Annotated in this window: 11 protein-coding genes; 2 read left to right on the top strand and 9 right to left on the bottom strand. The window is 70.3% G+C overall.

The genetic code is table 11. The features are described from left to right. Positions 1-124: 124 nt before the first annotated feature. Complete coding sequence (locus ACSHXC_RS04940; protein ID WP_438290367.1) at positions 125-2,671, bottom strand: collagenase; 2,547 nt, start codon at positions 2,669-2,671, stop codon at positions 125-127. A 317-nt stretch (positions 2,672-2,988) separates the two neighbouring features. On the opposite strand from ACSHXC_RS04940, the gene ACSHXC_RS04935 reads away from it, so the two are divergent. Beyond that, the gene (locus tag ACSHXC_RS04935; RefSeq protein ID WP_438290366.1) at positions 2,989-3,141 is read left to right on the top strand and encodes a hypothetical protein; all 153 of its coding nucleotides are present in this window, start codon (positions 2,989-2,991) and stop codon (positions 3,139-3,141) included. Positions 3,142-3,243: 102 nt separating this feature from the next. Here ACSHXC_RS04935 and ACSHXC_RS04930 read toward each other — a convergent pair whose 3' ends face one another. The 6 genes from ACSHXC_RS04930 to ACSHXC_RS04905 all read right to left on the bottom strand — a co-directional run bounded on the left by ACSHXC_RS04930 (position 3,244) and on the right by ACSHXC_RS04905 (position 7,582). After that, the gene (locus ACSHXC_RS04930; protein ID WP_438290365.1) at positions 3,244-3,753 is read right to left on the bottom strand and encodes an NUDIX hydrolase; all 510 of its coding nucleotides are present in this window, start codon (positions 3,751-3,753) and stop codon (positions 3,244-3,246) included. A 162-nt stretch (positions 3,754-3,915) separates the two neighbouring features. Continuing rightward, positions 3,916-5,085, bottom strand: a complete 1,170-nt coding sequence (locus tag ACSHXC_RS04925; RefSeq protein ID WP_438290364.1) for a serine hydrolase domain-containing protein — start codon at positions 5,083-5,085, stop codon at positions 3,916-3,918. Positions 5,086-5,417: 332 nt separating this feature from the next. Further along, positions 5,418-5,603 (bottom strand): hypothetical protein, encoded by a 186-nt coding sequence (locus tag ACSHXC_RS04920; RefSeq protein ID WP_438290363.1) that lies wholly within the window; start codon positions 5,601-5,603, stop codon positions 5,418-5,420. 47 nt (positions 5,604-5,650) lie between these two features. Continuing rightward, on the bottom strand, positions 5,651-6,154 hold the full coding sequence (locus ACSHXC_RS04915; RefSeq protein ID WP_438290362.1) for a hypothetical protein: 504 nt from the start codon (positions 6,152-6,154) through the stop codon (positions 5,651-5,653). 139 nt (positions 6,155-6,293) lie between these two features. Next, positions 6,294-7,031, bottom strand: coding sequence for an SAM-dependent methyltransferase (locus ACSHXC_RS04910; RefSeq protein ID WP_438290361.1), 738 nt, complete (start codon positions 7,029-7,031; stop codon positions 6,294-6,296). 80 nt (positions 7,032-7,111) lie between these two features. Further along, on the bottom strand, positions 7,112-7,582 hold the full coding sequence (locus ACSHXC_RS04905) for a MarR family winged helix-turn-helix transcriptional regulator (protein ID WP_438290360.1): 471 nt from the start codon (positions 7,580-7,582) through the stop codon (positions 7,112-7,114). A gap of 57 nt (positions 7,583-7,639) precedes the next feature. Here ACSHXC_RS04905 and ACSHXC_RS04900 point away from each other — a divergent pair, with 57 nt between their 5' ends. Beyond that, positions 7,640-8,563, top strand: coding sequence for an alpha/beta hydrolase (locus ACSHXC_RS04900; protein ID WP_438290359.1), 924 nt, complete (start codon positions 7,640-7,642; stop codon positions 8,561-8,563). Positions 8,564-8,580: 17 nt separating this feature from the next. Here ACSHXC_RS04900 and fxsT read toward each other — a convergent pair whose 3' ends face one another. Together fxsT and ACSHXC_RS04890 are read right to left on the bottom strand one after the other, a co-directional pair. After that, on the bottom strand, positions 8,581-12,540 hold the full coding sequence (fxsT, locus tag ACSHXC_RS04895) for an FxSxx-COOH system tetratricopeptide repeat protein (protein ID WP_438290358.1): 3,960 nt from the start codon (positions 12,538-12,540) through the stop codon (positions 8,581-8,583). Continuing rightward, positions 12,537-13,922 (bottom strand): TIR-like protein FxsC, encoded by a 1,386-nt coding sequence (locus ACSHXC_RS04890; RefSeq protein WP_438290357.1) that lies wholly within the window; start codon positions 13,920-13,922, stop codon positions 12,537-12,539. Before ACSHXC_RS04890 ends, fxsT begins: the two co-directional genes overlap by 4 nt. Positions 13,923-13,964 lie beyond the last annotated feature (42 nt).

The following is a 13,964-nucleotide window of genomic DNA, read 5'->3' as shown; positions in this document are numbered from 1 at the left end:
AGCGCAAAAGGCAACGCATCGCGCCCTGCCCGGCACTCATGTGCGGACAGGGCGCGCGGAGGTGCCGACCCGGATCTCCGAGTCGGCACCGAACGCCGTCAATGGGCGGGATCCGTATCCGGGATCAGTAGGCCGTCGTGACCGTCACTCCGCTGAACGCCGTCTGCGCGTACAGGCTGATGTAGCGGTATCCGGCCGTGCTGTTGGTGACGGTGATGCTTTCGGTGTTGCCGGACGTCACCGAGCGGGCGGTGTAGGCCGTCGGGCTCGCCCAGTTCTTGGGGTTGTAGTAGAGGTCGGCGTTGCCGGTGCCGCCCGTGGTCGTGATGTGCAGGGTGACGGTTCCGGCGGGGAGGTAGAGGTACAGGTAGTCGAGGTCGCCCTGGTTGGCCGCGAGGCCGGTGCGGGAGCAGTTGCGGTCCATGACCCGGGTGTCGGGGTTGGTGCAGGTGGGCAGGGCGCCGGTCACCGCGACGGACTTGGTGGTGGTGTTGGTCAGGCCCTTCGCGTCGGTGACCTTCAGGGTGATCGTGTACGTGCCGGGGGCCTGGTAGGTCTTCGACGGGTTGGCGGCCGTGGAGGTCGTACCGTCGCCGAAGTTCCAGGCGCGGGCGGTGATGGTGCTGCCGGCGTCGGTCGACTTGTCGGTCAGCTTCACCGTCAGGCCCGAGACGGTGGCGTCGAAGGCCGCGGCGGGGCCGCCGCTCGTGACACCGCAGGCACCGGCGGCGCAGGCGTCGAGCCAGGTGTTGAAGTCGGCGTCGTAACGGGTGCCGATGCCGGTGTTGTACACCGCGTACGCGCCGGTGTAGTCGCCGGAGCGGAACTTGGCCAGCATGTTCTGGACGTCCGCCGGGTGCTTCTCGATCATGTAGCGGGTGGCGAGGTAGCCCCACGGATAGGTGCGGGTCAGGTCGGAGTTGGCGTACGTGCTCTGCCACAGCGTGCTCAGCGGGTAGGTGTGCTGGGCGGCGTCGGCGATCGCCTCGGTGTCGGGCAGGCCGCGGTAGCTGTACGAGACGTACTCGGCGAAGCCCTCGATCCACCAGATGTCCGGCACGGCCTGCCCGGCGTTGAAGTCACCGGCCATGTCGTAACGGCCGTCGAGGTAGTGCGTGTACTCGTGGTTCAGGTTCCAGATGTCCCCGGGGAAGCCGTCGTTGACGCTCTTCACGTAGGAGAGGAAGCGGGCCTGGTTGTTCGGGTCGGAGGGGTTGCCCTCCAGGTACTCGCCGCCGTTGTTGGTGCTGTTGCCGAAGATCCAGCCGGAGTACGTCTGGTAGTCCTTCGGGCTGGCGAACGTCACGATCTGGATGTTGCTGTTGTGGTCGTCGGCCACCGGGCCGTTGTCCTTGACGATGCCGTGGAAGTACGCGTCCTGCCCCTGAAGGCTCTTGCACGCCTCGGCGAGGGCAGCGCTGGTCAGGGACTGGGCACGGAAGGTGTGGCCGGCGTCGCAGTTGTACGTGATGGGCAGCGCGGCGCGGGTGAGCTGGCCGGTGAAGTCGCAGGTGCCGTAGTACGAGCACTGGGCCTTGTCGTAGGCGTCGGTCATCGCGGCGACCCCGACCCACAGCGGCGCGGTCGAGCCGGTGATGGCGGACGAGCCGAGGAGGCCCTTGACCAGCGGACGCACCTTGGCCTGCAGCGCGGGGGTGTCGAGGAAGCGGGCCATCTCCGTACCCGCGTTGGAATCCAGGTAGAACCAGACGTCGTTGAGCTTGGAGAGGTGGTTCAGGGCGAACGTGCTCAGCGTGTCGATGATGCTCGGGTCGGCGGTCACCGCCGAGATGTAGGCGGGGTTCCAGTGGCCGCGGAAGAGCGGGGTGAACACGTCGTTGACCGCGGCCTGCATGCTCCAGTACGCGTCGTACGAGCTGTTGTAGGCGTTGAGCACCTTCTTGTACGTACTCAGGTAGCGCGCCTGCTCGTTGGCGCTGTCGGTGAGGATCAGGACCTCGCCCATGATGTCGCCGTTGGCCGCACTGACGTCCATGAAGTGCGATGACGAGGTGAAGGTGTCCAGGGCGGCCTCGCTGGCGGCGGCCAGGGTCGGACCGTAGGGGCCCACGTCGGAGGCGTTGTTGGACTGCACGTAGTAACCGGCGCGCAGGAACAGCACGAGCTGCCACACGTTGGTGGAGTTGTCACCGGGGTAGGTGCGCGCGGTGTTCTGCAGGGCGCCCGCGATGGTGACCATCTGCGCCTCGCGGAACGCGTTGTAGGCGTTGGTCCCGGTGAGGCTGAACAGGGTGTTGACGCAGTTGGTGGTCGACGCCTGGACGAACGCGACCAGGTCGGATCCGGTCCGGCTGCCGAAGTCGCCCGGCGTGCAGGAGGCCGCGGCCGCGCCCTTGGCCGTGTCGCCCTTCGCCTGCTGCTTCTGCGGGGTCGGTGAGGTCAACGGCCTGTTCGGGGGCAGGTGGGCAGCGTCGATCGGGCTGCGGCGGGCGTCGGAACGGTCGGACATGTCGGCCGTCGAGCCGACGGGCGGCGGTGTGGCCCGGCTGCTCCTGCTGTTGTCGGCGGACGGCGCGGCCGCCTCTGGGTGAGCGGCCGCGGCGGCGGCGCGGCCCGGTTGGGCGAGCATGGCGATGCCGAGGCAGAGCGCGAGGGCGAGTATCAGGAAACCGGTGAGACTTCGTCTCTGGCTTTCCGGTCGGGTGTTCACGTGCCGCCTCCCAGCGGTGTGGCCGCGCTCCGGCGCGCGGCGGGTGGGGGTACCGCGGGCCTGGCCCGCCCGGCCGCCCCTGACCTCGGGGCGTGACGGAGCGGACCCGGGTGACCCACGGGTCGAGCCGAACAGTTGGCATGAACGCGGCTTGGTTCCGCGGTCTGTAAAATTGCATATGTCACATGGCTTGTGAAGGGAGTGCGGGTAAACCGGAGGCAATTCCTGGGGGAGGACGGCGACTTGGGGAACATCGCCGGGGCTGGAGCGGGCTGTCCCGGGCAGCTCGGCGCTCACCTCGGCGAGATTCGCACGGGGTGGCCGGCTTCGGACGGGCCGTGGAGGTGGACTCGATCGAGGAGGTGCTGCGCTCGCGGGAGGCCTTCGTGGAGGAGCTGCTCGACTCGGTCCTCGACCGACTCGGCTTCCCTCAAGAGCCGGACCCGGAAGCCGACGGAACGAGCGGCTGAAGCCGGGTTCCGCAGCGCGCGTCGGGCGACCGGAAGGGGAGGGGGGCTTTGTTTCACGAGGCCAGCGGCAGCGCCTGCGGGCGCCAACCAACCAGACCCGGCTCAGGATTGGCCCGCGCCCGTCCGATCTTGTAGCGCCTCGGCAATGAGGTCACGGATCAGGTATTCACCAGGGGCCCGGTTCTCCGTGAGGCGGTGCAGGTCGGCGGGGCCGAACCAGTCGTAGGCCGTGTGCTTGGACCATTCCAGGGCCGGATTGTCCAAGTCGCCTTCGACCTCGACCAGGTAGTCGGCCTCGTGCCGGGTTCCGCCGCCGTCGTCGCCGGTCCAGGTGGTGATCCCGAGCAGGCGCCGGACGCGGCGCAGGTACCAGCCGGTCTCCTCTTCGACCTCGCGGGCGAGCGTGTCAAGGAGTGATTCGCCGGGCTCGACGTGCCCGCCGACGATGTCCCAGCAGTCAGGGAAGAGCCGCCGGTCAGGGCTGCGTTTCTGGGCGAAGGCTCTGCCGTCCTGATGGAGGACGACTGCCCCCACCGTCCATACCTCACCATCGGCAGGGACCGGGATCTCGACGCCGGCCGCCACGGCCACGGGCTGCTGATCGTCTGGCATGCGCTCACTGTAGGGCTGTGTCCGCCAGCCTGGGCCATTGTCCGGACCGTAGCCGGCCGGGTGGGGGAGGACGCGGTCCCTGGCCCGGAGCCGACCGGCCCCTCCCGTCCGTACCCGTACACGCAGGCGTCGCAACGCGTACGTCCTTGAGGAGCGGCAGCACTAGTGGGTCAGCAGGGCGCAGACGAAGTCCTCCTCTACGGCGCGCAGGTGTGCCAACAGGGCCGGGGCGGTCTTCTGGTTCACCTGTGAGGTGATGGAGAGGGTGAGGCTGCGGCGGCTGTCCGGGGTGCCCACGCCGAGCTGGGTGTAGCCCGCGGTGTTGCCGGTGTGCCCGTACACCACCCCGCACCGGGTGGTGTACTTGAAGATCGCCAGCCCGGCCTGGTTGGCGCCGGGGCCGGCCGGTTCCGAGGCGCCGTCGACGAATGCTCGTTGCTGCTTGCGGGTCGCGTCGCTGATCAGCGTGCCGCCCGCGTACCCGGCCATGAAGACGCCGAAGTCCGCCGGGGTGGACACCATGCCGCCCGACGCCCAGGAACCGGAGGCGCCGAACAGGGTGGAGACGTCCTCCGTCGGTCTGCCCGGTTCGACGTCGTAGCCGTGCAGGTAGGGCCCGGGCAGCCGGTGGCCGACCGGGAGGCTGGTCTCGGTGAGCCCGCGCGGCCGGTAGACCTCCGCGGTCAGCAGGTCCTCGTAGCTGCGCCCGGTCGCTGCCTCCGCCATCAGGGCGACGGCGACGTTGTCGGAGTTGGAGTACCGGTAGCGGGAGCCCGGGGCGAACTCCAGGTCTTGGTCGGCAACGAAGTCGAGCAGATGCCGGGAGTCGAACACCCGGTGCGGGTCGGCTTGGATCAGCTTGACGAACTCCGGTGCCGCGCTGTAGTCCGGCAACCCGCTCGTGTGGTTGAGCAGCTGACGCAGTGTCACCGCACCCCAGGCGGCCGGCAGCGAGGGCAGCCGGTTGAGGGTGTCGTCCAGGCTGAGCAGCCCGCGGTCGACCAGGCGGAGCGCGACCGCACCGCTGAACGCCTTGGAGGCGCTGGCAAGACGCATGTGGTCGGTGGCGCTGGGCGGCCGCCGCGTGCCGAGCTCGGCCACCCCGGCCTGGACCACCCGTACCCGATCGCCGTCCCGGAGCACCGCGATGGCGCCGGGCGGGCCGTCCGGACGGTCGACCAGTTCGCGTAGGCGGGCCCGGAGCGCCCCGTCTTCGTCGCCATGCGGGGCGGCCCCGGCCGGGCCGGCCAGCGCCAACGCGGCGGCGAGCAGGATGATGACCGCGCGCCCGCCGTGACGGGGCAGCGGCAGGCGGCGGTAGCGCAGTGACACGACGGAGCCTCCGAATGACGATACGGCGGGTACGACGCTGCTCTGACCGCCCTGCATCGCCCGCCGGTACGCCATGCATCACCGGCCGCCGCCCGACCGAAACTCCCAGCCCCCGAAGTGACCCGCCCAGCGGAGCACGCAGGCACCCGGAGCCGACGCCCTGATGTCTCCGCAGCTCAACGGGCGTTGCCCCGTGTCGGAGCGAGGAGACGGGCGAGGAGACAGCGAGGACACCCGGTGCCGCGCCCTGCTCCGCTCCTGCTGGTGAACGCCTGCTCGGCGCAGTCGCGTCGGGGCCCTTCCCGGCCCTGCGGAGGGGCTTTACGGAAGGGTCAGTCGACGCGGAGGCGCCTGCCCCAAGCGCGGCCCCAGCCGCCGCGCCAGACGGCAAGACCCGCGTCGGTGAACACACAGCCGACGCCGACGCCCCAGTCCTCGCCCTCGTACCGGACGGCGGGGTCGGACAGGGCGCGATGGAGGTCGTCGGCAGGGATCACCGTGAACGCGTCGTCGTTCACGCCGGGGTAGTGCCGAACCTCGATCCACCCGGCACGAACAAAGGGGATCAACGGGGCGAGCTGGTGGTCGACCCACTCGGCAGGTCCTCCCAGATCCCGAACGGCCCCGTCAGCATGCCGCTTGCCTCCGCGGCGCAGACCAGAACCTCGCGTTGGGCTCTGCTCAACCCGTCCCAGGCGGGGAATCCACCGGTATCCACCGCTGGGCAGGCATCGTCGGCCCAATGGCGGCGGACAGCGTCCGGGGTCGCAAGGGAGAAGCGGCGATCGGATGCGGGTGACCAGAGCCAGTTGACCGGGTCCTTGAGGACCGCGTGCAGCGCATCGCCGGTCAGGACGGGGTCAGAGGGGGAAGGTGACATGCCTTCCACTTCCCGGACGATGACCAGGTCACGTTCGACGAGACTCCGCAGCACCGCACCGAGCAGCGGGACCAGCCCCCGCTGCTCGGCCTCGGAGTAACTACGAGGCGGCGGGGCCTCTTCGGCATGTGCCCAGCGCAGGGCCGTGCCATAGGTCTGGGTCACCCCGGCCAGGGGATCCTGGGACATGGCTCGACGCAGCAGTGTCTGTTCCGCGAGGGTCAGGGAATTCCAGGAGTGCACGACGTGGATGATCCCACTTCATCGACTGGGCGGTGTCCGCGATGTGTGCGGGGCAGCGCCGAGTTGGCCGGGCGGACGGTCCGGCTCATCCGGACGTCGGGCGCAGGATCAGGCACACGAAACCGAAGACATCCCGGTACACGTTCAGCCATTCGTCGCGATGGGTGGTGGCTGCCTCCAGGGCCTGGGGGCTGTCCGGGTCGTCCGGGTGGTCCAGCGCCCAGGAGGCAAGGGATCCCGTCCATGCCCATTCGTAGGCGTCGAGCTCCCGCTGTGTGCTGATGTGTCCGTGGACCGGTGTCCAGCCATTGGCGGCGACGCGGTCCAGGGTGGTCGCCAAGTCGCCGAGGTCGCCCAGCATTTCGGCGGCCTCGGGGGAGGGTTCGCGTGTCCAGAATCCGTCGCCGACCAGGACGCGTCCGCCGGGAGCCAGGTGCTTGCGTGCCGCCGCGAGGGTGGGAAGCAGGCCGCCGAAGGCGTGTGTGGCCCCGACGCTGAGCACCAGGTCGAAGGCGTGCGGGGAGGCGAACTCCGCGGCATCCTCCTGGTGGAGGGAGAGGCGCTGTTGGACGCCGGCGAGCTGAGCGGCCTCATGGGCGCGGGTCAGCGAGGCCTCGGAGATGTCCACGCCTTCGGCCCGCAGGTGAGGGTATGCGGTCAGGGCGCGCAGGAGCCACTCCCCGCCACCGCAGCCGAGGTCGAGTACGCGGGCGTCGGCGCGCGGGATGCCGTGCTCCAGCAGTTGACGTACTGAGTCGTCGTCGAGCGGGGCCGCGATCGGATGGTCCGCGTGGGCATGCAGGGAGATGAGTTCACGGTTCATCTGGGGCAGCCTGGCAGGAGGCGGAGCGTGTACGCACCCCCTTTTCCTCGCTCTGCGGGCAGTTGGACCGCGCAGGCCCGTCAGCCTGTGGGCATGCCGATCTGGTCGCGTTCCAGTACGGCGCGGAGCTCCGAGAGGGCCTGCGCGAGCGGCGACATCCGGGATCCGTCGAGCGTGCCTCCGATCAGCTCGGTCAGCCGCTCGGTGAAGGTGCGGTCGGCCGCGTCGACCAGCTCCGAGCCCTCGTCGGTCAGCGCCAGGAGCGATGACCGGCGATCCGATGGATTGCGCTGCCGGACGACCCACCCCTGCTTCTCCAGGCGGTCGACGCCCTTGCTGGTCGCCCCGATTCCGACCGCGAACTCGGCGGCGAGGTCCGCCACCCGGGACCCGGGATGGTCACGGAGATGGCGCAGGAACTCGAACTGCGACGTGACGATCCCGTGCCGCTCGCGGAGACGGTCGTTGAGGGCGTTGTACAGCCGCGTCTCGCAACGGACGAGGTCGGAGAAGAAGCCCGGGAGATCAGCAGTGCTCGATTTGTATGCCACAGCATATAGTGTAGCGGCAGATACTTACGTAGCGGCTACTTGCGACGGGAGCCAGGAATGAGCAAGGAACAGCGCACGATGATTGACGCCATGCTGCGGCAGCCCCGACCCGAGGCCCCTCGGCCGGTCGAGGCGCTCCGAGCCGGATTCAGGGCGATGATGGCCAAAATGATCGTCCCGGACGGAATCCGCACCACACCCACGACACTCGGCCCACGCCCCGCACTGCTTGTCGATCCGGTCGACGGCGCCCGCGCAGGGACGATCCTGTACTTCCACGGCGGCGGCTTCGTGTTCGGCTCACCCGAGACCGCACTGTCCCTGACGGGCAACCTCGTGGCCAAGACAGGGCGCAGGGCCTACTCGTTGGACTACCGGCTCGCCCCGGAGCACCCGTTCCCGGCCGCGATCGAAGACACGCTGAGCGCCTACCGCGCACTGCTCGACAGCGGCGAAGACCCTTCCGGCATCGTGTTCGCCGGCGACTCCGCGGGCGGTGGGCTCACCGTCACCACCTGCCTCGCCGCCCGCGCCGCGAACCTCCCCCTGCCTGCGGCGATCGTCGCGTTTTCCCCCGGACTCGACGCCACCCGCACCGGCGAGAGCATGGACACCAAAGCAGGCATCGACCCGTTCTTCACACGCGAATCCCTCGGCCGCACCGGAGCCATGTACCTCGCGGGGCAGGACCCTCACCAGCCCATGCTCAGCCCGGCCGTCCTCGCCGACCTGACCGGATTCCCGCCGATGCTCCTTCAGGCCGGCACCAACGAAGTGCTCCTGGAGGACTCCACGCGCATGGCCGCGCGCGCGAGGGCCGCCGGAGTGGACGTCGTCCTCGACATCACCGCCGACGTGCCCCACGTGTTCCAGTCGTTCGCCGGCGTCCTCGACGAGGCCGACGAAGCGCTGGACCGCGCGGCCCTCTTCCTCACCCAGCACATCCGCACGCCGGAGACGGCGAGCGCGCCGACGGGGTGAAGCCGGCCGCAGGACCATCAGGTGTCCGGCGGCTCGATGTCCGAGTCGAGCCGCGTCCACCCCTGTACGGCCAGGGTCGTCGGGTGCCCGAACCCCATCGCAATCTGCGCCCGCCGCAGCGCGTCCTGGTGCAGCGCGCCCGCCTCGTCCTTCGCTCCTGTCGCCCGCAGGTCGAGCGCCAGGTTCGACGAGCAGCCGATCGCGTCGTAGTGGTCGGCGCCGAGGACGCGTACGAACCTGTCCTGGACCTCGCGCCCCAGCCGGACCGCCTCCGCCAGATCGCCGTCGGCGACCACGTCCGTGGCGTGGTTCATCGTGCTCGTCAACGTGTATGGATGGTCGGGTCCGAGCACCTCGCGGTACTGCTCCACCGTCCTGCGCGACAGAGCCAGTGCCGCATCCTGATCACCCGTCAGGCGCAGGTAGATCGCCAGGTTGTTCGCGCAGGCGAGGGCGAAGGGATGCCGCTCGCCCAGCTGCGTGCGGTGCCGGTCCAGGTTGTCCTGGGCCAGCGTCCGCGCCCCTTGCGCCTGCCCGGTGGCGACCAGGGCGCAGGCCAGGTTCATGGCGGCTGCCAGGGTGTCCGGATGGTCGGGGCCGAGGACGGACCTCGACACGTTGTGGATGTCCGTGCTGAGCGCCTCGGCCTCCTCGTACCGGCCCATGCGGCGCAGTACCGCGGACAGGTTGCGGGCGGCCCGCAGTGTCGCCGGGTGGCGTGCTCCGGTCGTGTCGCGGAACGCCTGCACCGTCTCCTGGAGCAGCTTCAGCGCCTCGGGCAGCGACCCCGTCTCGCACAGGTCGCGGGCGTAGCTGTTCGCCGAGCTGAGTGTGTCGGGGTGGGCGGGGCCGATGACGCGGGCCCGGGCCTGCCAGACGTCCCGGTCGAGGTGGCGGGCTTCCAGCCGGCCTCCGACGAGGAACAGCGACACGGCGAGATTGTTGGCAGCGCACAGGACGCGGGGATGGTCGCTCTCGAAGACGCGCAGGCACAGGGCGTGCGTCTCTCGGTCGATGTCCCGAGCCTGGGTGTAGGCGCCCTTGCTGCGGAGGTCGGCGCCCAGGTTCATGGCGGCCACCAGGGTGTAGTGGTCCTCGGGACCGAGTGCTTCGCGGGCCCGTCGCAGCGCCGCCTCGTCCATGGCGTACGCCTCGTCGATCTGCCCGCTGGAACGCAGCACGTTCGCGTACTGGGTCCGCAGGTAGATCGCCAGTGGGTCCTCCTCCCCGAAGGCGGGGAGCCAGGCGGCCAGCGCCCGTTCCGCCGTTTCCTGTGCGGTGGCGTAGTCCGCGCGGCGCCACAGATAGCGCACGGTTTCGGCGATCCAGCGGCGCACCCGGCTGTCCCGGCTGGTGAACGCCCGGGAGGGCTGAAGGTGCGGCAGCAGTGAGGCGTGCCGAGCCCAGAAGGCGGGGTCCTCGGCGTTCCCGGGGTTGGCCTCGGCGAGGATGGCGTGCACGTGCGCGCGCATGGCTGCCCACTCGGCCTGCGGCACCTGTGAGCGCAGCACTTCCTGCACCAGTCGGTGCAGGGTGATGGTTTTGTCGCTCTGGTTCGTCCGCGCGAGCCCGTACCTGTTGATCTCGGCGAACAGGGCGCCCATCCGCATCGGGTCGACCAGCCGCGGATCGTGGCGGGCCAGCAGCTCGCCCGCCCTGTTGCCGTACAGCGCCCACATCGGAATGGGGTCGGGGCCGAAGAAGGCGCACAGTTCCAGGAGTTGGGCCGCCGCTGGATTCGACTCGCGAACGGCTCGTAGCGACAGCAGCCAGGTGGCTGCCGCGGAGCGGGGATAGGCGGTGGCCGACTCCTGCTCCAGGGTCGTTGCCAGCTGGGTGCTCAACAGCTCCAGATAGGTCTCCACGGGCATGGCGGACTGTTCCAGCCACGCCGCAGCCTGGGCAACGGCCAGAGGCAGGTCGCCGAGTGCCTCGGCGACCTGGCCCGCGTCGCGGGCGGGCAGGTCGGGGTTCTGCACCTGGAGCAGCCGCACGGACTCGTCCCGCGCGAAGATGTCCACCTCGACCTGCGTCGCGCGCTCGGCCCAGGACCGGTTGCGGGAGGTCACCAGGACGTGGCCGGGGCCGGACGGGAGCAATGGGGCCAGTGCCTCGGGCTGTTCGGCGTTGTCGTAGATCAGCAGCCACCGCCGGTACGGCAGACCCTGGCGCAGAGCTTCCAGTACGGCGTTGGAGGTGACCCTCACGTCGTCGCCGGACGGCAGTCCCAGCCGGGGTGCGAGAGCACTGAGCTCCTGCCGGACGAGGCCGGGCTGGCCGGCGTTGATCCACCACGCGACGTCGTAGTCGGCGGCGAACCGGTGGGCGTACTCAATGGCGACCTGGGTCTTGCCGACCCCGCCCATGCCGAAGACGGCCTGCGGCGGGCCGCCCAGCGGGCTGCCCGCCGCGAATCCGTCACGGATCGCCTCCAGGGTCTGTCCGCGCCCGGTGAAGGCGGCGTTGCGCGGCGGGACCTGCCACACCGGGGGCGGCGTGCCGGGATAGCGCGGGCCGCGGTCGTCGTCCGGTGCGAGTGGCCGCGGCGCGTCCCCCGAGGTGGTGCCGGGCCGGCCGACGGCCGCCAGCAGCGCCGCCTCCGCCTCATCCGGCCCGTCCCGTTCGACGAGATCGACGGCGACCAGGTCGGCGAACGGCGCGGGCAGGGAGGCCGCATGGATGCGGACGGGGATCAGCATCCGCTGCGAGGCCTCGGGGTCGCGGGCCGCGACCGCCTTCCACACGGTGTGCGCGTGCGGCAGCCGTACATAGTCCGGGGAGAGCAGCGCGATGATCCGCCCGGAGCCGTCGAGTGCCCGACGCACCTCGGTCTGCGCGTCGGAGCCCGCCTGCTCGGCCGCTCCGCTGAGCGCCACCTGGTAGCCCAGGCCGGTGAGTCGGGCAGCGATCCACTCGGCCCACATGCGGTCGGCGGGCGCGTAGGTGAGGAAGAGGTCCGAGGGCACGGGCGGCTTGGTCCGCTCGTACTGGGACAGCAGCGCGCGGCGGACCGTCTCCGGCATCGCCCGCTGCTGTGTCACGCGTCCCTCGGTGATCCGCCCGGTGAGCCGCTCGGATGCGGCGAGCAGGCTGCCGCCCTGGTGGGGCCGGTCGCCGACGGGCGCGGGAATCTCCTCGTACGCGAAGAAGGGACGGTAGGGGATCTCCACGTCGCCCCAGTAACGCTCGCGCTCCTCGCGGCTCATGCCGGGGAGGAACGGCAGGAAGCGGCTGCGGGCGAGGTCGCGGCCCGCCTCCAGCTTCTTCTGCTCGGCGTACTCCACCCGCATGGGGGCGGGCAGGATGCGTACCGGCCGCTGAGTGACCTGGGCGCGGATGGACGCGGCGACCGCTTCGGCGCCCTGGATGGACTGCGCGCTGAGGGTGAAGCAGTCGACGACGACGTCGGGAAGCAGGACCGTGCAGATGCCGGCCGTGTCGGACAGGCCGGTACGGCTGTCGATCAGTACGTAGTCGTAACGGCTGCGGAGCTCGTCGCGGAGTGCGGCGAGGAACGCGGCGCCGTGCAGCCGGGTGTAGAAGTGGTCCCAGTCGAAGGTGGACACGGCGGCGGAGTAGCCCTCGTCCTGCAGACCGGGGGGCAGGAAGTCCAACCGGCCCGCGCTGTCGAGCTCCACGCCGATCCCGATGATGCAGCGGTCGATGTCGCTGCGGTCGCGGAACCACGCTGCACGGCCCTGGTGGTCGCTCGACATCGGCTCGCCGGTGCGCAGGGCGTAGTCGCGGATGAGGTCGATGACGCCTTGGGTGGAGCTCAGTTCGGGGTCGACGAGCAGCGGGTGGAAGTACCGGTGCAGTCCCGGCGCCTCCAGGTCCCAGTCGACCATCAGGACGCGCAGCCCGTTACTGGCGAGGATCCAGGCCGTGTTGACCAGGGCCATTGTGCGGCCGACCCCGCCCTTGAACGAGTAGAACGTCACGACGGTCCCGTACTCACCGGCATCCGGGCTGCTCATCGGGCCGGCCCTCCTTCTCTGCGGGCGTCACGCGATTCCTGCTGCGCGTACGGGTTGTACGAGATCCTCGGTCGGCTGGGCTGCGGGTCGTGCGCGCCGTTCCGGTGCTCCTGCGGCTGAGGGCGCCGCGAGGGGCCGCCGACGGGCCCGCGCAGGATGGGCCGAGTGGCAGGTACGGCGTCCGCATCGTCGTCCTGTGGCGGAACGACGACCGCTTGCCGTTTGCGTATCAGGTTGTTCTGCGCGGCCGAGACCATCTGCCCCAGCGCCCTCTTGAAGTCCCCGAAGCACACGCGTATCTGGAACTGTCGGTCGTGCATGCCCCGGGACGCCTTGCGTTCGAAGACCTCGGTGACCCGGCTCCACAGCTCGTAGCGGTCGCGCTCCTCCTGTGGATGGCACGGCACGAGGACGCCCGTCGCCGGGTGCTCCGTGCGGTCGAACTGCTCCAGCTCCTGGCGGTGGGGCGTGATCGACGCGCTCCACGCGTCCACCAGGAGGACCGTCACTTGGTCGTCGTGCCAGGCGCGGCTGAGCTGCCGGGTGAGCCCGGCCCGCACCTCCTGGAAGGCGGTGCCGTACCCCTGGGCGGTGACCAGCCGCTGTGCCTGCTGGTAGAGCGGATATTCCTCCTGCGGGTGGTACGGGTTCCAGTCGAGCCCCGCGGCTCCGTAGTACGGCGTGCCGCGCCGGTGCTCGGGGGCCGTCTCGCTCGTGCCGGCGGCGACGAAGAACCGCACGGTGCTGCCCGGCCGCGCCGGCGCTGTCCGCGGCTGGAAGGACAGCGGCTCGTGCACGAGCAGCACCGGCCGTTCGGGCACCGGAAGCTCCTCGTGCCGGGCGACGTCGAGCACGCGCTGGGCGATCAGACGGATCGCGCCCCGGTAGTCCTCGCCCGTCGGGTCCCGCTGGAGCAGCCGCTGCAGGCCGACATCGGCGTACCAGGATCCGAATCCGTCCGTCAGGTACTGGATGTGCGCGACCTCCTGCGGCACCTCGACGGACTGCCACAGCACGGGGATCAGCGCCGATGAGCCCTTCTGGTTGCGCGCGAAGTACTGATGCGCCCGGCGCATCATCACACCTGCCTCGCGCGAGCACCACGCGCTGCGGAAATACGCCGGGGAGTAGAGGGCGACCATGGAACGGCAACTGCCGAGCGCGCGCTCCAGCTGCTCGCTCCACTGCTCACCGATGCGGATCGAGCTGTAGTCGCGAAAACCCACGGGGACCTGGGCCGCCGTGTCGGACAGCTCGATGATCTGCGTGCACAGGTCGTCGTAGAACTGGCGCACGTACGCGTTCTCGTCGTCGACCCTGGCGTAGCTCAAGAAGAAGAACGGCCCCACCGCGCCCTCCACGGCTCCAGCAGATGAACGCAAAGCCCGCTCCCGGCGGACAGGGACATACCCCGCGTGTCCGCC

The sequence above is a fragment of the Streptomyces sp. HUAS TT7 genome (genome assembly GCF_051550175.1).
In the GTDB taxonomy this organism is placed as follows: Bacteria; Actinomycetota; Actinomycetes; order Streptomycetales; family Streptomycetaceae; genus Streptomyces.
Note: the sequence above shows the minus strand (reverse complement) of the source record. Positions and strands in the feature narration are given on the sequence as shown.

Excerpts from the sequence above, each read along its gene's own strand:
- ACSHXC_RS04900 (WP_438290359.1), top strand. The coding sequence starts at position 7,640 with ATGAGCAAGGAACAGCGCACGATGATTGACGCCATGCTGCGGCAGCCC.
- ACSHXC_RS04915 (WP_438290362.1), bottom strand. The coding sequence starts at position 6,154 with ATGTCCCAGGATCCCCTGGCCGGGGTGACCCAGACCTATGGCACGGCC.
- ACSHXC_RS04930 (WP_438290365.1), bottom strand. The coding sequence starts at position 3,753 with ATGCCAGACGATCAGCAGCCCGTGGCCGTGGCGGCCGGCGTCGAGATC.
- fxsT (WP_438290358.1), bottom strand. The coding sequence starts at position 12,540 with ATGAGCAGCCCGGATGCCGGTGAGTACGGGACCGTCGTGACGTTCTAC.
- ACSHXC_RS04910 (WP_438290361.1), bottom strand. The coding sequence starts at position 7,031 with ATGAACCGTGAACTCATCTCCCTGCATGCCCACGCGGACCATCCGATC.